We start from the raw sequence: 23,742 nt of genomic DNA, 5'->3' as shown, positions 1-23,742 counted from the left end.
CTTTTTTAGACACATGTTATAGGAAAATATTATGGAACTGATTGTTATCGCGTTAGGTGGAAATGCGATTTGTAAGCGCAATGAGCAACTATCGGTTGAAAATCAATATCGCAATATTGATGCAACAACACAATTAATCGCTAAATTAGCGGGTAAGTATCGTTTAGTGATTGTGCATGGTAATGGGCCTCAAGTCGGTTTACTGGCTCTCCAAAATGCCGCTTACCCGAAAGTACCTGCTTATCCATTAGATATTTTAGTGGCAGAAACCCAAGGTATGCTTGGTTATATGATTGGTCGCAGCTTACAACAACATGAAAATGTTAAAAATGTCGTGACATTATTAACACAAGTTGAAGTTGATAAAAATGATCCTTCTTTTAAAGATCCAACTAAATATGTTGGACCGGTTTATCAACCAGAAGAAGAACAAGCGCTTAAGCAACAGTATGGCTGGCAGTTTAAAAAAGACGGTCAGTATTTACGCCGTGTGGTGCCATCACCTAAACCAAAAAATATCCTTGAAATTGATACCATCAAAAAATTGTTAACCGATGATGCCATTGTGATTTGTAATGGTGGCGGGGGTGTTCCGGTGATTAAGGATAATCACGGTTATAAAGGCGTTGAAGCGGTTATTGATAAAGATCACTCTGCTGCGCAATTGGCAATTCAGTTAAAAGCAGATCATTTAATGATTCTAACCGATGCTGACGCGGTTTATGAAAATTGGGGCACACCACAACAAACCGCGTTACATAAAGTGAATACTGAACGTTTAAAACCATTAGCTGTTGATGATGGTGCAATTGGACCAAAAGTGAAATCAGTCATTGAATTTGTTGAAGAAACCGGCAATAAAGCGTATATCGGGACCCTAACGGATATCGAAGCATTAATGGCTGGCAGCAAAGGTACGATTGTCAGTAAAAATTAATAAGTGAGTTTTAATAATTCATGATGATTAATTAAAATTGATTGAATTAATAAAAAATATTTAACTTGATCACAGAATGAATAACTAATTCCGCATATCTTAGAGGGATTATACATGCGGAATTCTTACTAGGAGTTATTGATATGAGAGTTGATAAAAAAACGTTACATGAATTGATTGCAAATAAAATGCACAAAGCGGGTTTAACCAAAGAACACGCGGATGTTGCAGCAGATGTATTAACCTTTGCTGACTTACGAGGTATTCACTCTCATGGCGCTGTGCGTGTTGAGTATTATTCTGAGCGTATTGCAAAAGGTGGTATCACACATAATCCAAATGTGACGTTTAACGAAACCGGTCCATCAAGTGCGATTTTAGATTTCGACAATGGTTGTGGACTTGTTGCGGCAAAAATTGGTATGGATAAAGCCATTGAAATGGCGAAAAAGAATGGCGTTGCAGTTGTGGGTGTTCGTCGCATGTCACACAGTGGTTCGTTAGGTTATTTTACTGAAATGGCTGCTGAGAATGACTTAATTGCATTTTCAGTATGTCAATCCGATCCAATGGTCGTGCCTTATGGCGGTGCTGAAGAGTTTTTTGGTACTAACCCAATCGCGTTTGCTGCGCCAACGGCTGATGATCGTATTGTTTCTTTTGATATGGCAACAACGGTACAAGCATGGGGTAAAGTCCTGTATGCGCGTTCTAAAGGCGAACCAATTCCATCAACTTGGGCGGTAGATGAAAATGGTGAACCAACAACCGATCCCCATAAAGTTAATGCATTGTTACCAATCTCAGGGCCGAAAGGTTATGGTTTGATGATGATGGTCGATATTTTCTCAGGTATTTTACTTGGCTTACCATTTGGTAAACACGTATCATCAATGTATGCTGATTTGTCTAAAGGACGTGAATTGGGTCATTTACACATTGTGATTAACCCAGCGTTCTTTATCGGCTTAGAGCCATTTAAACACGCTATGTCAGCAATGCTTAATGAGCTAAAAGAAGTGAAACCAGCAAAAGGTAACGCAGAAGTTTATTACCCAGGTGAACGCGGTAAAGCGCGTGAAGCCGCTTACCTTAAAGATGGCATTGAAATTGTTGATGATATCTATAATTACTTAGTGAGTGATGATATTCATTATAATCGTTACGATCACAAAAATAAATTTGCTGAATAATCACCGTCAATTTCGTTAAATAACAAAAAAGCCACTTAGTGATAAGTGGCTTTTTTATTGACTGAGTAACACTCAAAAAATACCGACAAATGATGCCGGTATGTGAAAGAGAATGTATTGGTGATTTAATCCGTCTTTTTAGGGCCTTCTTTAACAAACGAGATTGCGGTAATTCCAATTAATGTGATAAATGCGGCAAAATAGAAACCGCTATTTAAGCTACCTGTTTTATCGGCAATAAGTCCTGTGACATAAGGGGCACAAATCGATGCAGCCATACCAAAAAAGTTATACAAACCAAATGCAGTACTTAGCGAGGCTCTCGGTGCATTGTCTGCAACTAAGGCTATTAGCACTGGGTTAAGGCTAATTTTACCAATAAAGCCATATAGAATTAACACGGCAATTAAAACCGCATATGAGTCGGAATACACAATACCAAAAATGGCAACCAGTGATAATGGCATCATAAAGAGGACAACCGGTTTACGGCGACCTAATTTGTCCGAGACATAACTACACAAAATGGTACCAATGATTGAAATCCACGGCACGATAGAGGCAATTTGTGACGCTTCAATCTTATCCATTCCCCTTTCTGCTTCTAAATAGTTTGGTAACCATGTGATGATAACGAAAAAGCCATAAATTGAGCAGAAAATCGTGATATAGGCAAGGACAAGGTTACGGTTTTTAAACAGATCTGCAAAATTTCCTTTCGGTGCCATTTGACTATTCGCGGCGTTGACGGGGGTAATTCTTTCGCGGACAAAAAACAGCATTAATAAGGTGACAATCACAATCGGGATGGCGACCAGCACGAAAGGCATTTTCCATGAGGTATGATAAACCGAGACCATCACACTTGATAGGTAATAACCCATTGCAATACCAAATGACATACCACTTCCAATGATGGCACTACCGACGGTAATCCATTTTTTAGGAATCGCTTCTGATGATAAGGCATATTGTGGACCGTAATAACACCCTTGCGCGGCACCTGCTAGAATCCATAAAAATAAGAATACAGCAAATGAGGGGACAAAATAGACTGATGCAATAAAGATAGCGTATAAAGTAAAGCCGGTTACTAATACGCGCTTACGGCCAATTTTATCGCCCAGAATCCCAGATGGGATTTGTAATAGCGTATAAGCCAAGAAGAACAAGCTCATGATACCGCCTGTCTCAGCTTTCGATAAGCCAAAAGCAGTTTGTAACTCCCCTACAATTGGGCTTAAAACGGAACGACCCGCATAAATCACGACCCAACCTAAAAAGAAAATAACGACGATTCTTATCCAATAAGATGTAGGAATATTTTGTTGCGAAGAGGACTGCATATAAGAACTCCTGTTTTGATGAAATGTGGTGGAGAACTGTTTCAACCAAACTGCTAATGAGCATGGACTGATATACCTTATGATTCCTCTATTATTAAAGCGCTAATTGTCTTCTCTGTCATTAATTATTGCGCTTTTTTAGAAATATTTATTAATGTGAAGACAATATGTTAAATAAAATCAATTTACCGCGATTTTTTATATTGGATAGTGTCAATTTGTACGATTTTTATTACTTGACTAGCTATTTATTGGCCGTTAGTATCCGACAAATTGAGCAGGCTCTGCTCGTTCTAAAAAAATAAACATAACCAAATAATAAATGACAACTCATGATGGAAATTAATATGCTTAGGCGATCTTATCCCCCAAAATCTTTAATTCATTGTTTACTGCTTTCCGCATTGACTTCAGTTGGTATATCAAAAGTCCATGCTGAACAAATTAATATTTATGATGGCCAACCAGGACATGTTGTTGATGGGCAACAACTTGATGGCATTTCGGTTTCCCAAGATGGCACGGGTATTCAAATTAAAGACACCACGGTTAATGGTCGTGTTTCGATTATTAATGGCGCCAATGCTGAAATTGATAATTTAACCCTAACTTGCACAACATCGAATTGTGTCGGGGTCCACATTCAGGGGGTGGGGCATATTGTTGGCAGCGCAGGAACGACAACAGACTTTATTGGTCGTGGTTTAAATATTGATTCAAATGGCACGGGTTTAGCTAGCAGTGGATCGGCGAATATTGATTTAACGGATGTCACGATTAATGCGACAGGTAATGGATTAGATCTTAATGGCAGTGTAACTAAAAACGATATTGCAAACATTACTAAAATTGATGATTTTGATATTACTGCGGGTGCTCACGGTGTGTATGCTTTTTTTAGTGCTGAAGTCTATTTATCCAATGGTACGATAACCACAACATCGGATAATGGGATTGGCGCTTATCTTGGTGGTGCCAATAATACTGGTACAAGCCCGGTTCAAACGAGTGTCAATGCAAATAATGTCACCCTGCATACAAAAGGCGATAATGCCTATGGTATATACAGTGTACAGATGGGGGGAACGAATGGGCAACCAGCTCGCGGTGCCGTTTCCAGTTGGAATAATTCTTATATCATCACCGAAGGTACCGGTAGTTCAGGTGCTATTGCGAATTATAGTTGGAATACGATTGAATTATTAAATGGTTCAACGGTGGCAACGTCAGGGGATAATGCATACGGTTTATGGTCTCGCGGTGGTGCAAAAATTTCGCTAGATAATAGCCGTGTAACAACGCAAGGCACTGGTTCAGTTGGCGTGTATAGTTATCATTATGGTAATAATTACCTAAAAAATGGCTCATCGATTGAAACCTCTGGTCAGGGGGCTCATGGTGCAATGGTCCAATATGCCGGGTATATCTCTTTAGAAGATAGCTCAATCCTGACAAAAGGCACTGATGCTCATGGTATTTATATGTTAGTGGGGGTTGCTGAGAATGGGGGGAGTCGAAACGGTTCTAAAGTTGATTTACAGCGTTCAAGTATTGTGTCTGAAGCGGGATATGGCATCGCTGCACAAGGTGGTACTTTGCAGGTAAATGTGCTTGATGGTAGCTTGTTGTCTGGTGAGTCGGGTTTACTCAAAGTTGAGGATTATACAGGATCTGGGTCACCTTCATGGGATCAGGGTATTACGACTGTCGATATCGTTGTCGATGGTAATTCAACTATATCGGGTCATACTGAAAAAGCAGATACCGCTATCGCCAATATTACATTAAAAAATGGATCATTATGGCAATTCGATAGCGACTCTAATTTAACTGATCTGATTAACGATAACTCAACCATTACATTTTTATCAAATTCGGGATCTCAACGTGCTAACCGCTTTACCACATTAACCGTGGAAGGTAATTACAGCGGAAATGATGGTTTGATTATCATGAATACGGCGTTAAATGGTGATGATTCACTGACCGATAAGTTGATTGTGAATGGTGATACGTCAGGTCGTACCTATGTTCAAATCAATAATGCGGGTGGCCTTGGTGACCAAACAATTGAAGGTATTGAGGTCATTCAAGTGAAAGGTGATTCGTCAGGGAGTTTTGAACAACAAGGTCGTATTGTCGCTGGCGCTTACGATTATACCTTAGCGAGAGGAACGACTGATTCAAACTCAAACAATTGGTATTTAACCTCAAAATTAACAGGTGATAGTGATGAAAGTATATTACGGCCTGAAGCTGGATCCTATTTAGGCAATCTCGTTGCAGCAAATACCATGTTTAACTTGCGGTTGCACGATCGCCAAGGTGAAACATCTTATATCGATTTTATAACTGGTGAACATAAAACGACGAGCATGTGGCTACGTTATCAATATGGGCAAAATGAATTTGGTGCAAGCAGTCAACTTGATGTCACCAATAATTGGTATGTCACACAATTAGGGGGCGATATTGCAAATTGGTCACACCAAGGTGTAGATCGTCTACATGTCGGTATCATGGCTGGATATGGGCGTAGCACTAACGATGTTGGACCTAATAAGCTTGGGAACAGTTCATCCGGTAAAGTTGATGGTTACAGTGTTGGCTTATATGGCACGTGGTATGAAAATGATCTTAACAGAACCGGTCTGTATGTTGATAGTTGGCTCATGTGGAACCATCTGAATGGTAAGGTTAATGGTGAAGGGCTACAATCGGAAGAGTATAAACTAAAAGGTTTTACTGCTTCACTTGAGGGTGGGTATACGTTTTTAGCCGCTGAGTCAGAGTATTATCATTTATGGTTACAACCGCAAGGTCAACTAACTTGGATGGGCGTTGATGCGGATAATCATACTGAGCGAGAAGGTTCAAAAATATCGGGTAAAAGTAATAATCTTCAAACACGATTAGGTTTAAGAACAATTCTTGATTCGAATAGCCCAGTACAAGATTTTAGTGGACAAATCTTTATTGAAACCAACTGGCTTTATAATACCCAACCTTTTTCTATCAAAATGAATGGTGATCGCGTTTATCAGTCAGGTGTGCGTAATCTTGCTGAAATCAAAGGGGGCATTGAAAGTACCCTTCACAAAAATAGCAACATCTGGATTAATCTTGGTTACCAGTTTGGTGAACATGATTATCGTAATATTGGTTTAACTCTCGGGATGCAAGTGCGTTTCTAATTTCGGTTAGACCGATTTCCCAAAAGACTGATAACCACTTCACCGACAAGTGGTTATCAGTGATAGCTTTATCACTTTCTCTCTTAATGTTTTTTTATGATTTAACAAACCCCATTAGTCCCTCTCTTTATCGTCAATATGATGCGCAAAATAACGGATATTATTTGGTACCAATATCATTAGTTTATTTGTGGCTAATTGCCTAAAATCAAACTCATCAGAACGGATAACAACACCGAGTCAGTGGTGAGGATATTAAAAATTTGATTTAGGAGACAGCTATGGGCAAAAATTCAACTAGCGATATGTTTTTTGAGGAGCTTATCTTCTTAGACAAAACATTCCACAATGCTAATGAATTTTTTGATTTTATTTATCCGATTTTACATGACAAAGGATATGTAAAAGCATCATTTTTACCAGCAATTAAAACACGAGAAGCGGCTTACCCTACCGCTTTGCCTACCGAACCATATGTTGTTGCTCTGCCGCATACTGATATAGAACATATTATCAAGCCGTTTATCTCAGTCACTCGTGTTAAGGGCACCGTTGATTGGCATGAAATGGCCAACAATGACCAAATCCTCAATGCTCACTTTATCTTTCTTCTCGGTTTTGTCGAGAAAGATGGCCACATCAATTTATTACAAACATTAATGGCATGTTTTAGTGAAAAAACGTTTTTAGAGCAACTTCATGAAGCCAAAACATGTGATCAGTTTATGCAACTACTCAACTCAAAAGTTAAGTTTTAAAAAGGAGACTGAAGTATGAAAAAAATTATTGTCGCTTGTGGCAGTGGTGTCGCCACGTCACAAACCGTTGCCAGTAAAGCTATGAGACTATTAAAAGAAAAAGGTTATAACGATATTAAAGTCGAAGTGGTCGATTTAAAGTCAGTTGATACACATATGAAAGATAGTGCAGCTTATATCGCAATCACCAAAATTGATAAGGAATATCCTATTCCGGTGATCAATGGGATTGCATTTTTAACAGGCATAGGCATGGATGCTGAATTACAAAAAATTATTGATGCCTGTAAATAATAACTCAATGTAGGAGAACGATAATGGATTTTCTTAGTTCTGTAGTTAGTTATATTTTAAATTTAGGGGCGCCGGTTTTTGTGCCATTTATCATGTTACTTGCGGGTCTCATTGTACGTATGAAATTTAAAGATGCAGCCTCTGCCGCTATCACATTAGGGGTCGCATTTGTCGGGATGAGTATGTTGATTGGTTTTATGGTGGGGGCCATTGGTGCCGCTGCTCAAACCATGATGGAGCGCACGGGTTTAGAACTGAGTATTATTGACGGCGGTTGGACAACCATGGCCAACGTATCATGGGCTTGGCCATATGCTTTCTTAATGTTCCCTTTGCAAGTCGGGATCAATATTTTCATGTTAGTCATTAAAAAGACGGATACCTTTAATGCCGATTTATGGAACGTATGGGGTAAAATTTTCACAGCGTTTATTGTGCTTGCTGTTGCATCACCGATTTTTGGTTCAGTCACCGCATTAGTACTAGCCTTCGTCATTGCCTCATTCCAAATTATTATGGAACTTAACTCTGGTGATATCAATCAGCATCGTATTGAAAAACTTACTGGTATTCCAGGTATTACCTGTACCCATAGAATGTTATTTTTTGCTGCCATCTATTACCCGTTTGATTTACTGTTACGTAAAATACCAGCGTTAAATAAACCGATGGATGCGGCAGCCCTGCGATCAAAAATTGGGGTGTTTGCAGAAAACCATGTGATTGGCTTTATCCTTGGTGTGACCTTCGGTATTATTGCCGGCTATGATGTGGCAACGATTTTAATGCTAGGGGTACAAGCGGCAACAGCGCTGATGCTGTTCCCAATGATTTCGAAATTATTTATGCAAGCACTATCACCGATTTCTGAGGCGATCAGTGATTACATGAATAAACGTTTTGCAGGCCGTAAACTGTTTGTCGGTTTAGACTGGCCGTTTATGGGGGGCTCAAGTGAAATTTGGTTTACCGTCATCGTCGCCATTCCTTTTACGTTGATTTGGGCTGTGATTTTACCAGGAAATAAAATCCTGCCATTTGCCGGTATTATTAATATTGCACTGGTGGTGCCTGCTTATATCTTAACCAATGGTAATACGTTAAGAATGGTTATATTAGCTATCATTGGTGTACCGTTCTTCCTGTTTGTCGGCACGCAGTTTGCACCGATGATCACCGATTTAGGTCTAGCAACAAAAGCGATAGATATCCCAGCTGGTCAACTGATCTCAAATAGCTCAATTGATGCGCCTGTATTTACTTATGCCTTCTCATTTATCACGCAGTTTATGCAAGGTTACTTTATTCCGTTAGCACTTGCTGCATATTGGTGTGTCGGCTACTTCTTTTATGCCAAAGAACTTAGAAAAGAAACAGCTCAAGCACAAACTCAAGATAATACGAATTAAACGTAATTAGTCTAAAAGCTGGTAACACGATGTTACCAGCTGATAAAAGAGGTTTATTCATGGTTGTAGATAAGCGAATTCATCAAGTGTTAGATGCGGTTGTTCAAAATCCGAGTATCACGGGGATTGAACTGGAGGCCAAATTTAGTCTAACACGCAAACAATTAAGTTATACGCTGCAAAAAGTGAATGATTTTCTTGAATCAAATCATCTTGAGCCGATTAAACGTTTTAAAACGGGTAAACTTGGTGTTCCCAAGCTTGTTATCGAAACCTTTCGCCAAGCCGAAGATCCCCTTGCGGTTGGGCGTTATATTTATTCAGAAGAAGAACGTACAAATCTGATCATTTTCTATTTACTCACGCGTATTGAGCGGTTGTCTTTAATCCATTTATCTTCCGCTTTGATGGTGAGTCAAAATACGATCATCAATGACATTAAAAAAGTCCAAAAAGTCATTGAACCCTTTGATTTACAGGTCAATTATGATCGTGAAAATGGTTATCGTGTGATGGGCAGTGAAATCAATAAACGCTATTTACTGTTAAAAATTATTCGCAAAATCATTGTGATGCCGATTGCGCAAAAAGTCTTTTTTGAAAATAACAACATTACGCTAGGGCGACTTGAACACGTTGGGCATGTTTTTAGCGAAATTGAGAAGAAACTGAAAATTTTATTTACCGATGAGCAGTTGCAAGAGTTAACGTACTTTATCTGTTTTATTTTGCATCGTATTGAAACCAATAAAATGATTAAAGATCTGCCAGACAATTATGCGGAAGCAGCGAATAGTCGTGATTTTTTGTTGATGCAAAAATTGATTGAAAAGTTTGGTATTAAAGATCGTAATGAACAGATTTTTTTAACCGTTTTAGTACAAAGTTCTAATATTCAAACTATTGCCGATAAATATTTCCATTTAGATGCCATATTGCTTGAAAGTGCTGTCAAAGTCATTGATAACTTTGAGCAAATCAGCTGTGTGACGTTTAAAGATAAAAATGAATTGATTGAACGGATATATCAACATTGGAAACCCGCCTATTATCGTATTCGTTATCATATCTCTAACATTAACAGTGTCTATGATATTGTTTTGCAAGAATTTGGGCACTTACATGAGATCGTCCGTCGCGCCGTTGATCCCTTTGAGCGCTTATTGCATTGTAAAATGCCTGATGAAGAAGTGGCGTTCATTACTGTTTTATTTGGCGGCTGGTTAACGCGAGAAGGGATGATTAACCAAATTAAAACCAAAAAAATCGCCATTGTCGTGTGTGAAAACAGCGCCACCGTGTCGACATACCTTTATTTGACCTTACAGGTGTTATTGCCCGAGTTACATTTTGCTTCAGCGATGTCAAAACGCGAGTTTGAAAAATACAATCGTTATTACGATATTGTTTTTTCAACATCACACTTAGCTACCAACAAGATGTTATTTGTGATTAATCCTTCGCTCAATAACTTTCACAAAAATGCGTTTCGTAATCAAGTTATCGGTGCCTTACAAGGGGTCGATCCAAGCATTATTCAAGTGGAAGAGTTGCTGTTTATTATTGAAAAGCATTGTCAAATTAGTGATCGTAAGGCATTACAAAAAGAGTTAACAGAATACTTGTATAACGACAGTGATAGCGATCATGCATTACGATTGTCGCAATTAACCACGCCATCGCTGGCTGATTTAATGCCTAAAACGCACATTAATCTTTCTCATACTGCGTCGATTTCATGGGAAACGGCAATCGAAATTGCCGCGCAGCCACTGTTAGATGAACAACTGATTGAACCTTATTATACTGAACGGATGATTAACAAAATTCAGATCGATCAACCTTATATCATGTTGGTTGATGGTTTGATTATTGCCCATGCAGGTATTGATGATGGAGTTAATCAAGTTTGTATGTCCTTACTAAAATTACCTGAACGTATTGATATTTGTGGCTATATGCAAGCCGATTTAATCGTTGTATTAGCGACCAATAACCCACAGAAACATTTAAAAGCATTAGCACAGTTAAATGAATTTTTAGAGTGTCAGCATGGCGCTAGCCGTATTCGTGCAGCGAGTAGCTGTGATGACATTTATTCTTTATTTGCACATTACCAGTAACCGAATCATTAAACAGGAGCATGACTATGTTAGATATACAAAAACAAAATGTTGTTGATATGGCAAAAAAGGCAGCCGCTTGGGGACTTTGTAAGCACAAAGCGGGTAACTCAAGTGTACGTGATAAAGAAACCGGTTATGTGCTTGTCACGCCAACCACCATTGATAAAGAACTGCTCACAACTCGTGACATAGTGGTCATGGATTTGGATGCAAATGTGATTGAAGCTGAATCCGGTTTACGCCCAACTAGCGAATGTTTAATGCACCTTGAAATTTACAAAGCCCGACCGGATGTGTTTGCGGTATCACATACCCACTCTATTTATGCCACGTCGTTTGCTGTACTAGCAAGACCGATTCCAGCGGTCGTGTATGAGTGTGCGATTTTGAATTTAAAAGATGGTGTGATACCTGTTGCACCATACGGCAGACCCGGTACCCCCGATCTGTCGAACAGTGTGATTGAGCCGATCAAACGTGCTGATGCTATCTTAATGGAAAAACATGGCGCAATCGCCGTTGATAAGGACCCGTATGAAGCCGTATTGAAAGCCGCCTATATCGAAGAGATGGCTGAGATTTATTACCACGCATTATTGATCAATGGTGGACGCGATCCTGGTGGCTTCCCTGCGGAAGAGTTAAAAAGCTGGGCTTACCCTACCCAAATTAAATTTAAAAAATAGCATGAACTCACTGATGGCATGGCGGGTGTTATGCCATCAGTAGGGATAGTCATCATCAAGCACGCTGATTTGATATTGAGTTTAAGCGTTTTAAAATCTTGCAAGCGATGGTTATATCGTATTGGAGCAACAACGATGAAAAAAATAATTAATAAGCCAGAAAATTTTATACCTGAGATGTTAGAAGGGATCTATGCCGCACATCCTCATGATGTGACCTATGTGAATGATGATTTGCATTGTTTAGTTACTCAGCACAAAGTGGCGGGTAAAGTCGGGATTTCAACGGGTGGCGGTTCCGGACATTTACCCCTATTTTTAGGTTATGTTGGTAAAGGTATGCTTGATGGTTGTGCGATCGGTGATGTCTTCCAATCACCAAGCGCCGAACAGATGTTTGAAATTACCAAAGCGATTGATGCAGGTGCCGGTGTTTTATATATCTATGGTAATTATAACGGTGATATTTTTAATTTTGACATGGCGGCTGAAATGGCGGATTTTGAAGCCGATATTCGTGTTGAATCTGTCGTAGCTGGCGATGATGTGGCTTCTGCGGCGGCGGTTAATGCCGGGCAAAAAAACACGCGACGTGGCGTGGCCGGCATCTTTTTTGTGTATAAGTGCGCAGGGGCAGCGGCGGCAGAAATGATGGACTTAGACAATGTGAAACGCATTGCTTTAAAGGCATGCCAGAACGTTCGTACGATGGGCGTAGGATTATCGCCATGTATCGTCCCTCGCGTGGGGAAACCGGGTTTTTCAATCGCTGAAGATGAAATGGAAATCGGCATGGGGATTCATGGTGAAACAGGGATTCGTCGCGGTAAATTACTGAGTGCAGATGAAATTGTGAATGAAATCCTCCCGCAAATACTAGACGATATTCCGTATCAAAGTGGGGATGAAGTTGCCGTATTGATTAATGGACTTGGTGGCACACCATTGGAAGAACAATATGTGGTTTATCGCCGTGTACAGCAAATCTTGCAAGCTGAAAACATTAAAGTCTGTCATACCTATGTCGGCGAATACGCAACCGCGATGGAGATGTCCGGTTTATCAATTAGTGTGTTAAAGGTGGATGATGAATTAAAACGCTTACTGAAAGCACAAGCGGATACGCCATTTTTTAAACAGTTCCAATTGTAAGTAAAAGGAGTGCATGATGCAATTTACGACCGCTGATTTAAAACCGTTATTTGCAAACTGGGCACAGATTATGCAAACTCAGCGAGAGACGCTGATCGATCTCGATAGTGTTGTGGGCGACGGTGATTTAGGGCTAACAATGAGTGATGGTTTTTGTGCTGCCTATCAAGCCATCAAAGACAGCGATGAAGCTGATATAGGGAAGTTTTTTTACTTGGCAGGCAAAACGATGTCAACGGCGGTGCCGTCAACAATGGGCACATTAATGGCTTCAGGGTTAATGCAGGTGGGCAAAGTGTTTAAAGGTAAAACAACCATAGAGAGTCATGAATTTGCCGATATTTTTGTTGCCTATTTCGATGGTGTACAAGCACGCGGTAAAGCAAATGTTGGAGATAAGACATTTTTAGATGGCTTGTATCCTGCCGTTCAAACATTAAAAAATGCAGGTGAATCATCTTGGCAGGCACTTGCAAACAAGGCTTATATCAGTGCAGAGCAAGGGGCTAAGGCAACGCAAACGATGCTTGCGGTGCATGGGCGAGCTGCAACCCGTGGAGAAAACTCGCGGGCACTTCTTGATCCCGGCGCGTATGTTGCTCAGCTATTATTGCAAGGGTATTCGGAATTCGCGGCTGGGCACATGACAGCCTAGTTTTTACACTATAATTGCCTATTATGATAAAAAAATAACGAACATTGCCAGCGTATCTTGCTACAAATAAAAAATGGTCATTCACATGACCATTTTTTATTACAACATCAAGCTACTGATTAAGATAATCACTCATATACTGTAAAATATATGCCATAGACACCGAACCGGGATCAACATGACCAATTGCGCGTTCACCGAGGTTTTTTGCTCGTCCAAATACCGCAATCATCTGTTTTGTTTGTTCAGCACCATCCATTGCTGCTTTTGCAATTTGTGGAAGGGCTTGCTTTAACGGCTCATCTTGGGTTTTTTGTGCGGTTTCGGCTGCGGCGGCTAATGCATCAACCATCGTTTTATCGCCGGGTTTGGCATTACCACGTAGATATACTGCTTGCCAACCATCATTAAGCAATTTACAAAGTACATTGCTGTTTAAGGTCATTTCACCGGTAATACTTTTACCACCAGCTCGAAATAAGGTACCAAAAATGGCTCCAGATGCCCCGCCCATTGACGTCATGAGCTTTGTTCCGACTTGTGTAAAAAAATCACCAATATCGTTTGCATGAAAGGCGGGATCTTGCAGTTGTACCATTACGGCGGCAAAACCGCGTTGCATTCCGATACCATGATCGCCATCCCCAATCACTTGATCCAATGCGGTCAACGTTGGTTCACTTTCCACCATTTTTTCTGCGGTATAAAGCATCATTGCTTTGGTTTGTGCTACATTCATATTATTTCCTCCAACCTAACGTATGACATGGCAAGTCATAAAGTGCTTGTAATTCATTATCGAGTTTTAGAAAACTGATTGAGAACCCTGACATTTCAAGTGATGTACAAAAATGACCGGTCACGATATCGTGAGTAATGATGCCTCGCTGTTTTAGCTCTTCACCGACCTTTTTGGTGGCAATTAACAGTTCGGTATTGCTTAAAGCACCTAAATTATTGATCGAGACGCAAATCTTATCGCCAGCGTGATAGGGCAAATCGGTACAAAGTCGATCAACCATTTCTGCAACCGTCTCATCCATGGACGTGATCTTTTGACGGCGTAAGCCTGCTTCACCATGAATGCCAATACCCATTTCAATTTCATCATCAGCCAGTTCAAAGTTAAACTTGGCGGATTGGGGCAGGGCACAGCCATCAAGTGCAACACCAATGGTACGGGTGTTGTGATTGGCTTTTTTCGTTACTTCATAAAGACGGTTTAAATCATATTTTTTAAATTGCGCTGCACTGCCGGCTATTTTGTAAAGGAACATAATCCCAGCAACGCCACGGCGATCGGTGATTCTTTCTAACGGGGCGGAGGCAATATCATCTGTTCCTCTAACCGTTAAGGTTTGAATTCCTTCTTCGGCAAGAATTTCCGCTGCAATATCAAAGTTCATGCCATCACCGGAGTAATTACCGTATAGGAAAAGCACGCCTTGATGGTTATGAGCGGCTTTTGTCACTTCAATAATTTGATCCGGTGATGGAGAGGTAAAGACTTCACCTAGTGCACACGCATCAATGCCACCTTCTCCAATAAAACCGGCAAATGTCGGTTCATGGCCGCTACCGCCACCACTGACAATAATCACTTGTTCACGATCGATAGGTTGGCGATATACTGCGCAATACTCATCAATTGCGTTAAGTTTGCCGTTATATGCATACACAAGCCCATCCATGACTTCACGTCTGACATTATTTGGATCATTGAGTAATTTTTTAGGTTTTCGCATTACTTTCCCTCTTTAGATTGATTTCAGTATCGACTGAAAGATATTTTAAGGAAAGTCAGCATAATGAACGATGATAATTGATAACAAATAGTATCCCATTGATTGCACATCAACGGGATAACCATTTTATCAAGATTGAGTTGGTGTTAGCTCAGCTAAAGAATCAAGAATAAAACACTGCGGATCTTTATTACCATAGCAACAGTCAGCTAAATGATGTAGCGTTTGACACATTGCTTGCATCTGTTTAATTTTATCTTCAAGCTCTGCAATATGCCCTAAGACTAATTGTTTGACATCTTTACTGGCACGATATTGGTTATCCCATAATTTTAATAATTGTTTAATTTGTTCTAATGGAAATCCCAACGAGCGTGCTCGTTTAATTAATATCAGCATTTGGATATCTTGAGCAGAGTAAATACGATAATTAGAGATAGTCCGCTTGGCTTGTGGTAATAAGTCTTTGGATTCATAATAACGAATCATTTTTGCATTAACGCCACTGAGTTTAGCGGCTTCACTAATTTCATAAAATCCGTTTTGTTTTGCTGTATTAAGCTCGAGTTTAAGATTATTTTTACTCATAGTAATCGATAATGGTTTGGTAGATACCCTCAATATAACAGCTAAATGTGTAAAATCAAAAAACGATATTTTTTATTAAGTAGCGACGATATACGCTTAAAATAAAATGCTTTACTGGCCTATTATAATAACGTTTGAACTTTATATTTTATGGTTATAAAAATATAGGTCATTATTCCGTAACGCCATTTTTAAAAATGGCCAGTTCTTTAAATTCATTGCGTTCATTACAACTTGGTCTACCATTGGCAATTTCAACAATTAAGTTAATAAATTGAGCTAATAGCTCATGCATAGGTAGGCCATCAACTAATTGCCCTGCATTAAAATCGATCCATGTTGGTTTTTTATTGGCTAAGGTGCTATTGGTTGCCACCTTAACGGTTGGGACGAATCCACCATAAGGCGTCCCTCGACCCGTTGAAAATAATATCATGTGACAACCAGCTGCAATCAGTGCGCTCGTGGCAACAGCATCATTACCGGGTGCAGATAATAAATTAAGCCCGTTTTTGCTTAAACGTTCACCATACGCTAAAACATCGACCACTTGGCTGTGACCTGCTTTTTGCGTGCAACCTAATGATTTGTCTTCTAATGTCGTAATGCCTCCGGCTTTATTGCCGGGAGATGGGTTCTCGTAAATTGGTTGATCGTAGGCCATAAAATAACGCTTAAAATCATTGATCATTTCGACGGTTTTATTAAACGTGATTTCATCAATACAATGTGACATTAAAATGGTTTCTGCACCGAACATTTCAGGCACTTCGGTTAATACTGTAGTGCCACCATAGCTGATGACGTAATCTGAAAACTGACCCAGTAAGGGGTTAGCTGTAATACCCGATAAACCATCAGAACCACCACATTCTAGACCAAATTTTAGTTCACTTAATTTACCAGTGACCCGTTTGTCATTTTTGAGGTGTTGGTAAAGTTGATTGAGATGTTTGACTCCTGTAGTAATTTCATCGTTTTCTTCTTGTAATATCATAAATTTAACACGCTCAGGAGAATATTCGCCCAAGGTGTCGCGAAATACATTAAGTTGATTATTTTCACAACCGAGTCCAATCACAAGAACGCCACCGGCATTAGGATGATTAACCATATCTTGTAAAATGGTTCGTGTATTTTGATGGTCTTGCCCTAATTGTGAACAGCCATAGGGATGGGTGAGCACGTATACATCACTAAAATTTTCAGTATGTTGTGCTAGCTGTGTGATAAATTTTTTAGCAATTTGTTGGGCAATACCGTTAACGCAACCGACGGTTGGAATAATCCATAATTCATTACGAATACCAACGGAGCCGTTCTCTCGGCGATAAATTTGTATTTCTCGGTCATCATATTGGGTTTTTATTGTAGGACGATTGGGTTGATATTGATATTCATCTAATTGCCCTAAATTAGTTGTAAGATTATGTGTATGAACATGTTCTCCGATCTGTATTGGGGCGGTTGCATGACCAATAGCAAAACCATATTTGATGATATTGTGATTTACAGCTATCGGCTCAATGGCCATTTTGTGACCCTGCGCAATGGCATGTTTAGCCGTAATATGATTTTGCTTAACAACCAAAACATCACCTTGATTAATGGGTTCAAGAGCGATAATCACATTATCGTTATCATTAATATGGATAATCTTTTTCATCTTCACTTCCCCAATATTGTACAAAGGATTGCTTGGTATCTTGGTGTTAAATATCGGTGATATGACGCGATCTGATGTGTCATGCAAGATGTCCAATATCACACTTATCGCTATCTATTATGGTGATAATTAGGTGAATAATCTGTCACTCTTAAGACATTTGCGGGGTGCTTTTTGATGAATGATCGATTATGAAGATGGCATTATGTTACTAAAGTCGGATTTTAGATAAGATCATGAAAAAATATATTATTGATTATCAAAAGGATAAGGTGTTTTATCACATTTATTCGATTATCGATTAAATTAACCACTCGACAACACAAGCTAAAATGGCTATATTCAGGTATCTAGACGTCTAAACGTTTAAATGGATAAATTGATAACATAAAATTAGATTAAGGAGCTCATTTATGCCTATTTGTATTCCTGATACGTTACCTGCGGTAGATGTGTTACGTAATGAAAACGTGTTTGTTATGGCCTCAAGCCGTGCTAAAACTCAGGAAATTCGACCATTAAAAGTGCTGTTCCTTAATCTCATGCCTAAAAAAATCGAAACTGAAAACCAATTTTTGCGTTTATTGTCAAACTCGGCACTTCAAGTGGATATTCAATTATTGCGGATTGATCAGCGTGAATCAAAAAATACCCCGATAGAACATTTAGATAGCTTTTATTGTGATTTTGAAGACATTAAACATCAGAACTTTGATGGCTTAATCATTACCGGTGCTCCACTGGGTAAAGTACAATTTGATGATGTTGTGTACTGGTCAGAATTAGCAAAAATCATTGATTGGGCAAAAGAACATGTCACCTCAACACTATTTGTTTGTTGGGCAGTGCAAGCGGCGCTTAATATTTTATATGGTTTGCCAAAATTGACCCGAGAACATAAGTTATCGGGTGTGTATTGGCATAATATCACTGATCCCAATGCGATTTTGACCCGTGGTTTTGATGACACGTTTTTAGCACCACATTCACGTTATGCGGATTTCCCGAGTGATATTATTCGACAAAAAACCGATTTAGTGATTTTAGCTGAATCAGCAACGACGGGCGCTTACTTGATGGCGACCAAAGATAAGCGTATGGCATTTGTAACAGGACATCCAGAATATGATTCGTTTACTTTAGCGAATGAATATTTCCGTGATCTCAATGCGGGATTAAATCCCGATATTCCTGAAAATTATTTCCCTGATAATAATCCGGATCACCAAGCACGTTCAACGTGGCGTAGTCATGCTTATTTACTGTTTAGTAACTGGCTCAACTATTATGTATACCAATTAACACCGTTCGATCTTAATACGCGTGATTTAACGATTGATTAAGTCTCACCCATATCCCACAGTATGATTACCGCGGGATTACCCATGTAAGGTGCGATTTTGAGTGATCGTTATGTGACGTTTTTAGGTCACAATATTAGTAAGGCAATACGCGTTTATTTTTCTCACCACCAACTTCTCGAGCAAGTTTGGGTACCAAGTAACCTGAAACTTGTGTTGCTAGCTGTCGCATGAGCGTTTGTGCGGTTTTATCATCCACCAAAAAGTGTGCGGCACCTTGTACTTTATCTAGGACGTGTAGGTAGTAAGGCAAAATACCGGCACTGAACAGTTTATTGCTTAAATCAGCCAATACCTTAGCGTCATCGTTAATGGTTCTAAGTAGCACACTTTGGTTGAGTAATGTCACCTGATGTTGTTTGAGTTTTTGCATCGCGTTGATGACGGTTTGATCAATTTCATTAGGGTGATTGATATGGGTGACTAAAATCGTATCTAAACGGCTTTGCTGTAATAGCTGACAAAATACATCTGTAATACGATTTGGAATCACAACCGCTAGGCGAGTGTGAATACGTAGTCGACTGACATGGGGAATCGCTTCGAGTTGTTCGATTAACCACTGTAATTCATGATCTTTCGCCATTAAGGGATCACCACCTGATAAAATGATCTCATTTAGCTGTGTGTGTTGGCGAATATAATCGAGTGCGCGACTTAGATTGGTTTTATTACCGCTATTTTCTTGATACGGGAAATGACGCCTAAAGCAATAACGACAATTAATTGCACAGTTTGTTTTGGTAATAAGTAGCGCCCGATTATGGTATTTATGTAAAAGTCCAGGCACTTCATTACGTTGCTCTAATAATGGATCTGCACTATATCCTTCAACGATATTCATTTCCTGTGCATCACATAATACTTGCCGTAACAGCGGATCATCAGGATTGCCTTTTTCCATTCTAGCAATAAAGCTTAGTGGCACACGTAAGGCAAATTGTTTTTTGGCGGCGAGCATCTTGGCAGATATGACGTTTGTATCGAGTGACAATTGAGATAGCAAGCTTTCCAAGTCGGTGACAACATTGGCTAGATCACAAATCCATGTTTCTTTATTTTGCTGCTGATAAATTTGCTGTATAATGTGGCTCATTTTTTGGGTATTCAGAATTTTTGGAGCTTGTATGGCATCTTATAGTACTAGTGAGTTTAAAGCGGGTCTTAAAATAATGCAAGATGGTGAGCCATGTGCAATTATTGAAAATGAATTTTATAAGCCCGGTAAAGGTCAAGCAATTAACCGCGTTAAAATCAGAAAATTACTTTCGGGTAAGACCGTTGATAAAACATTTAAGTCAGGTGAAACCGTTGAATCTGCCGATGTAATGGATATGAATTTAACTTATCTTTATACTGATGGTGAATTTTGGCATTTCATGAACAATGAAACATTTGAACAATTATCGGCGGACAGTAAAGCTGTTGGTGATAATGCAAAATGGTTAATTGAACAAGCCGAGTGTATTTTAACATTGTGGAATGGTCAGCCGATTGCGGTAACACCACCTAACTTTGTTGAGTTAGAAGTGATTGAAACTGATCCTGGATTAAAAGGGGATACTGCCGGTACTGGTGGTAAACCTGCAACATTATCCACCGGTGCGGTAGTCCGTGTGCCACTATTTGTTCAGATTGGTGAAGTATTAAAAGTTGATACGCGTTCTGGCGAATACGTTTCTCGCGTTAAATAACGCGCTATTGAGCTGCTTTATTCCTTAAGGCAGCTTTCATTTACTCATAGCATGAGTATCAAAGTATTTCCTTCTTTCATTGAATTTGCCGCTAATTTTAGGGGTAGTTTTAATATTGTAAAATTAACGTTAATTTTTTGAAACGATTTAGTTAAAAGCTAATTTTGTATTAGATTTAACCTATCGAAAAACCATCCGCTTTTTTATTGAGTAATGATACTGATTAAATTGTTTGGTAGTCCAATTGGCGCCATGATTCATAAATCGCGACAGCAACCGAATTAGATAAGTTCATGCTACGGCTATTGGCTAGCATTGGAATCCGAATTTTTTGTGTTGCTGATAAGTTGTCTAAAATCGAGGTCGGTAATCCACGCGTTTCTGGACCAAATAATAAATAATCATTTGCCTTGTAACTGACGTCACTGTGTGGTCTTGAACCTTTGGTTGTCATTGCAAATAAACGATTGGTATCATTCAAGTTTAATTGATTGAGTGTTAGGAAATCATTGACGTTTTTATAGCGTTTCGTTTCGACGAACTCATGATAATCAAGTCCCGCTCGTCTCAGCTTTTTATCATCCCAAAAAAAGCCCATTGGTTCAATGATATGCAATTTAAATCCTGTATTTGCGCATAACCGAATAATATTACCCGTGTTGGCTGGGATCTCGGGTTCAAAAAGGACAATATTTAACACTGTAATTCTCTTATGACTTTTTATAAAGTGGTAATTTTATCACAATTCTTAATCCACCAAGATGGCTTTTTTGTGCGTGAACTTCACCATTGTCTTGCGTGATGGCATTCGCGACAATTGCCAATCCTAAACCCGTACCTCCTGATTCGCGATCTCGAGCTTCACTTGTGCGGTAAAACGGTCTAAAAATTTGTTCATATTCGTTTTCGATAACGCCTGGTCCATCATCATCAACCGTAATATATAAATACTGATTGATAACTTGAAAGTTCACTTCAATTTGATGATGAGAATAGCGAAATGCATTACGTATAACGTTTTCTAATGCGCTGCATAGTGCCTGTGGATAACAGAGGATCGCACTATCATCAGGTTTGCTGATAATATAAAACTGTTTACCAATTTGCTCTGCTTCAAATTTTGCATTTTCAAGCACATGCTTCCATAACTTATCAATTTGGTGTGGGGCTTTAACTTCATTATTGGCATACTGCTGTCTAGCCAAGGACAGTAAATCACCAATCATTAGATCAAGTTTTTTACCTTCGATTTCAATGCGCTCTGTTTCTTTTGTTTCACCATATTTTCGCCGTGATAATGACGTTGCAAGTTGTAACCGTGTGAGGGGAGTTCGCAGTTCATGAGAGATATCCGATAATAAACGTTGCTGTAGATCTTGCATACGCTTGAGTTCGCGCAACATATGGTTAAAACTCGCGCCTGTGGCTTTAAATTCTGATGAACCAAATTTTTCAAGTTCAGGCCATTGTTGAAGATTTCCCCTCGCCACTTGGTCAGCCGCTTTTTTTAATCGCCTTGCTGGTTTTGCAAGGCTCCATGATAACCACAGTAAAAAGGGGGTACTTGCTAACATCGTCAACGCTAACAATAAAAAGGGGTGATCAAACACAAGATTAGCAAATTGCGACTGAGTATCTGAAGCCGCTTGCATAATATAAAGATGATAAGGTTCATTGCTATAGTGGAGCGTAAAAGGACCGATAATCTCATAATTATTGTAGATTTTTTTGGCAGGATCATCTGATTTATTCGTGAGTTCAGTGAAATTACGCACCAGATCAACGTTATTGGTATCTGACGTTATGATTTGTTCACTTGGAGTTAAAATATAGAGTGATTGCCCGGGACGCCTCAAGTTATCCATGACGACGATAAAACGCATCCACCAACGAAAGCTATTTTTGGGTACGTTCGTGAGCTCTTTTTCGATTGATGTGGCCAGCGACATTCCTATCTCCTTTTCTTTGGCCGAGAGATAGGTGAGGTTTCTGGAATCAAGGTTGGGTATGGTGACAATAAGGGCGAGAAATAAGGCGACGGTAAATAAAAAAATAGTGAATATCCTTATGGTTAACCTATCAAAAATCCACATTTTTTATCGCCTATTTTGCCAGCACCTGGTTACATTAACTCTTTATCAATGACAAATAAATAGCCTTTTGATCTCAAGGTTTTAATCCATGGTAAGCCATCTTTTCGTGATGGTAATTTTTTACGTAGATTAGACACATGAACATCGATTGAACGCGCAAAAGGAAGAAATTCTTTACCTAATACGGATTCACTGAGCGTATCTCGTGAAATAATATTACCGGGTTCTTCAAGTAATCTTAGTAGAATTTGGAATTCGGTGCCTGTTAAGTCAATATATTTACTATCAAAATACACCGCTTGTTGGCGAACATTAACTTTTAGTCCATCAACATTATACTCTACCGGCGCTGATTCATCTTGTTGACTTGGTGATATATCCCAGTATTTGCGACGTAAAATCGCTCTAATTCTGGCAATTAATTCCCGATCATTAAATGGCTTAATAATATAATCATCGGCACCAAGTTCTAAACCGATTACTTTATCCAATTCATTATCTTTTGCGGTAAGCAAAATAATTGGAACGGTATATTTTGTTCTCAATTGAGTTAGTACACTTAAGCCGTTGATATCCGGCATCATGATATCAAGTAAGATTAAATCAACTGAATTATCAAATTTGGTTAGTGCCTCAGCACCATTGTGCGCTACTTCTACACTAAAGTTTTCTAACTCTAATAATTCTTTTAATAGTGAAATTATCTCGACATCATCATCAACTAGCAGTAACTTTTTGTTCATTACTATCCCCTGCGACAGTGGTCATAAAAATGACATTTTTTATTTCTTATCTCATTTACTTGGTGAATCTTTTTTTATATTTATATGTAAGTTGTTTTATTT

21 protein-coding genes are annotated in these 23,742 nt (G+C 39.1%); 12 read left to right on the top strand and 9 right to left on the bottom strand.

Annotated elements, in window-relative coordinates; genetic code table 11:
- The first annotated feature begins 31 nt into the window (after positions 1–31).
- Positions 32–937, top strand: a complete 906-nt coding sequence (locus tag ABEA36_RS09460) for a carbamate kinase (RefSeq protein WP_345491476.1) — start codon at positions 32–34, stop codon at positions 935–937.
- A gap of 143 nt (positions 938–1,080) precedes the next feature.
- Positions 1,081–2,130, top strand: a complete 1,050-nt coding sequence (gene allD / locus ABEA36_RS09455; protein WP_345491474.1) for an ureidoglycolate dehydrogenase — start codon at positions 1,081–1,083, stop codon at positions 2,128–2,130.
- A gap of 125 nt (positions 2,131–2,255) precedes the next feature.
- Here allD and ABEA36_RS09450 read toward each other — a convergent pair whose 3' ends face one another.
- Entirely contained in the window at positions 2,256–3,521 is a 1,266-nt protein-coding gene (locus ABEA36_RS09450) for an MFS transporter (protein WP_345491472.1), read from the bottom strand.
- Between the two features lie 287 nt (positions 3,522–3,808).
- Between ABEA36_RS09450 and ABEA36_RS09445 the strand changes: the two genes are divergently transcribed.
- From ABEA36_RS09445 to ABEA36_RS09410, 8 genes are all read left to right on the top strand, one after another.
- Positions 3,809–6,670: an autotransporter outer membrane beta-barrel domain-containing protein gene (locus ABEA36_RS09445; RefSeq protein WP_345491470.1), complete on the top strand. Its 2,862-nt coding sequence runs from the start codon at positions 3,809–3,811 to the stop codon at positions 6,668–6,670.
- A gap of 281 nt (positions 6,671–6,951) precedes the next feature.
- Entirely contained in the window at positions 6,952–7,428 is a 477-nt protein-coding gene (locus ABEA36_RS09440) for a PTS sugar transporter subunit IIA (RefSeq protein ID WP_345491468.1), read from the top strand.
- 15 nt (positions 7,429–7,443) lie between these two features.
- Entirely contained in the window at positions 7,444–7,722 is a 279-nt protein-coding gene (locus tag ABEA36_RS09435) for a PTS sugar transporter subunit IIB (RefSeq protein WP_345491466.1), read from the top strand.
- A gap of 23 nt (positions 7,723–7,745) precedes the next feature.
- Positions 7,746–9,131, top strand: a complete 1,386-nt coding sequence (locus tag ABEA36_RS09430; protein ID WP_345491464.1) for a PTS galactitol transporter subunit IIC — start codon at positions 7,746–7,748, stop codon at positions 9,129–9,131.
- Positions 9,132–9,190: 59 nt separating this feature from the next.
- Positions 9,191–11,254: a BglG family transcription antiterminator gene (locus tag ABEA36_RS09425; protein ID WP_345491462.1), complete on the top strand. Its 2,064-nt coding sequence runs from the start codon at positions 9,191–9,193 to the stop codon at positions 11,252–11,254.
- A 26-nt stretch (positions 11,255–11,280) separates the two neighbouring features.
- Positions 11,281–11,943, top strand: coding sequence for a class II aldolase/adducin family protein (locus ABEA36_RS09420; RefSeq protein WP_345491460.1), 663 nt, complete (start codon positions 11,281–11,283; stop codon positions 11,941–11,943).
- Between the two features lie 135 nt (positions 11,944–12,078).
- On the top strand, positions 12,079–13,095 hold the full coding sequence (locus ABEA36_RS09415; RefSeq protein ID WP_345491458.1) for a dihydroxyacetone kinase subunit DhaK: 1,017 nt from the start codon (positions 12,079–12,081) through the stop codon (positions 13,093–13,095).
- 16 nt (positions 13,096–13,111) lie between these two features.
- Complete coding sequence (locus ABEA36_RS09410) at positions 13,112–13,750, top strand: dihydroxyacetone kinase subunit L (protein WP_425571922.1); 639 nt, start codon at positions 13,112–13,114, stop codon at positions 13,748–13,750.
- Between the two features lie 112 nt (positions 13,751–13,862).
- Here ABEA36_RS09410 and dhaL read toward each other — a convergent pair whose 3' ends face one another.
- From dhaL to ABEA36_RS09390, 4 genes are all read right to left on the bottom strand, one after another.
- Positions 13,863–14,489, bottom strand: coding sequence for a dihydroxyacetone kinase subunit DhaL (dhaL, locus tag ABEA36_RS09405; RefSeq protein ID WP_345491454.1), 627 nt, complete (start codon positions 14,487–14,489; stop codon positions 13,863–13,865).
- A gap of 1 nt (position 14,490) precedes the next feature.
- The gene (locus tag ABEA36_RS09400) at positions 14,491–15,495 is read right to left on the bottom strand and encodes a dihydroxyacetone kinase subunit DhaK (protein WP_345491452.1); all 1,005 of its coding nucleotides are present in this window, start codon (positions 15,493–15,495) and stop codon (positions 14,491–14,493) included.
- Positions 15,496–15,624: 129 nt separating this feature from the next.
- Positions 15,625–16,083, bottom strand: coding sequence for a MerR family DNA-binding protein (locus ABEA36_RS09395; protein WP_345491450.1), 459 nt, complete (start codon positions 16,081–16,083; stop codon positions 15,625–15,627).
- Positions 16,084–16,255: 172 nt separating this feature from the next.
- Positions 16,256–17,749 (bottom strand): UxaA family hydrolase, encoded by a 1,494-nt coding sequence (locus ABEA36_RS09390; protein WP_345491448.1) that lies wholly within the window; start codon positions 17,747–17,749, stop codon positions 16,256–16,258.
- 413 nt (positions 17,750–18,162) lie between these two features.
- On the opposite strand from ABEA36_RS09390, the gene metA reads away from it, so the two are divergent.
- The gene (metA, locus tag ABEA36_RS09385; protein WP_345491446.1) at positions 18,163–19,092 is read left to right on the top strand and encodes a homoserine O-acetyltransferase MetA; all 930 of its coding nucleotides are present in this window, start codon (positions 18,163–18,165) and stop codon (positions 19,090–19,092) included.
- 94 nt (positions 19,093–19,186) lie between these two features.
- On the opposite strand, the gene epmB is transcribed toward metA, so the two are convergent.
- Positions 19,187–20,206 (bottom strand): EF-P beta-lysylation protein EpmB, encoded by a 1,020-nt coding sequence (gene epmB, locus ABEA36_RS09380; RefSeq protein ID WP_345491444.1) that lies wholly within the window; start codon positions 20,204–20,206, stop codon positions 19,187–19,189.
- Between the two features lie 31 nt (positions 20,207–20,237).
- Between epmB and efp the strand changes: the two genes are divergently transcribed.
- Positions 20,238–20,804 (top strand): elongation factor P, encoded by a 567-nt coding sequence (efp, locus tag ABEA36_RS09375; RefSeq protein WP_345491442.1) that lies wholly within the window; start codon positions 20,238–20,240, stop codon positions 20,802–20,804.
- A 223-nt stretch (positions 20,805–21,027) separates the two neighbouring features.
- Here efp and trmL read toward each other — a convergent pair whose 3' ends face one another.
- Genes trmL through ABEA36_RS09360 form a run of 3 tightly spaced genes read right to left on the bottom strand, consistent with a single transcriptional unit; the run spans position 21,028 to position 23,640 of the window.
- Positions 21,028–21,504 carry a tRNA (uridine(34)/cytosine(34)/5-carboxymethylaminomethyluridine(34)-2'-O)-methyltransferase TrmL gene (gene trmL, locus ABEA36_RS09370; RefSeq protein ID WP_345491440.1) on the bottom strand — a complete coding sequence of 159 codons (477 nt, stop codon included), beginning with the start codon at positions 21,502–21,504 and terminating at the stop codon, positions 21,028–21,030.
- Positions 21,505–21,514: 10 nt separating this feature from the next.
- Positions 21,515–22,891 carry an envelope stress sensor histidine kinase CpxA gene (gene cpxA, locus ABEA36_RS09365; protein ID WP_345491988.1) on the bottom strand — a complete coding sequence of 459 codons (1,377 nt, stop codon included), beginning with the start codon at positions 22,889–22,891 and terminating at the stop codon, positions 21,515–21,517.
- Between the two features lie 35 nt (positions 22,892–22,926).
- Entirely contained in the window at positions 22,927–23,640 is a 714-nt protein-coding gene (locus ABEA36_RS09360) for a response regulator (protein WP_345491438.1), read from the bottom strand.
- Positions 23,641–23,742: the final 102 nt, after the last annotated feature.

Origin of the sequence: Orbus sasakiae, assembly GCF_039542345.1 — a bacterium.
In the GTDB taxonomy this organism is placed as follows: domain Bacteria; phylum Pseudomonadota; class Gammaproteobacteria; order Enterobacterales; family Orbaceae; genus Orbus; species Orbus sasakiae.
Note: the sequence above shows the minus strand (reverse complement) of the source record. Positions and strands in the feature narration are given on the sequence as shown.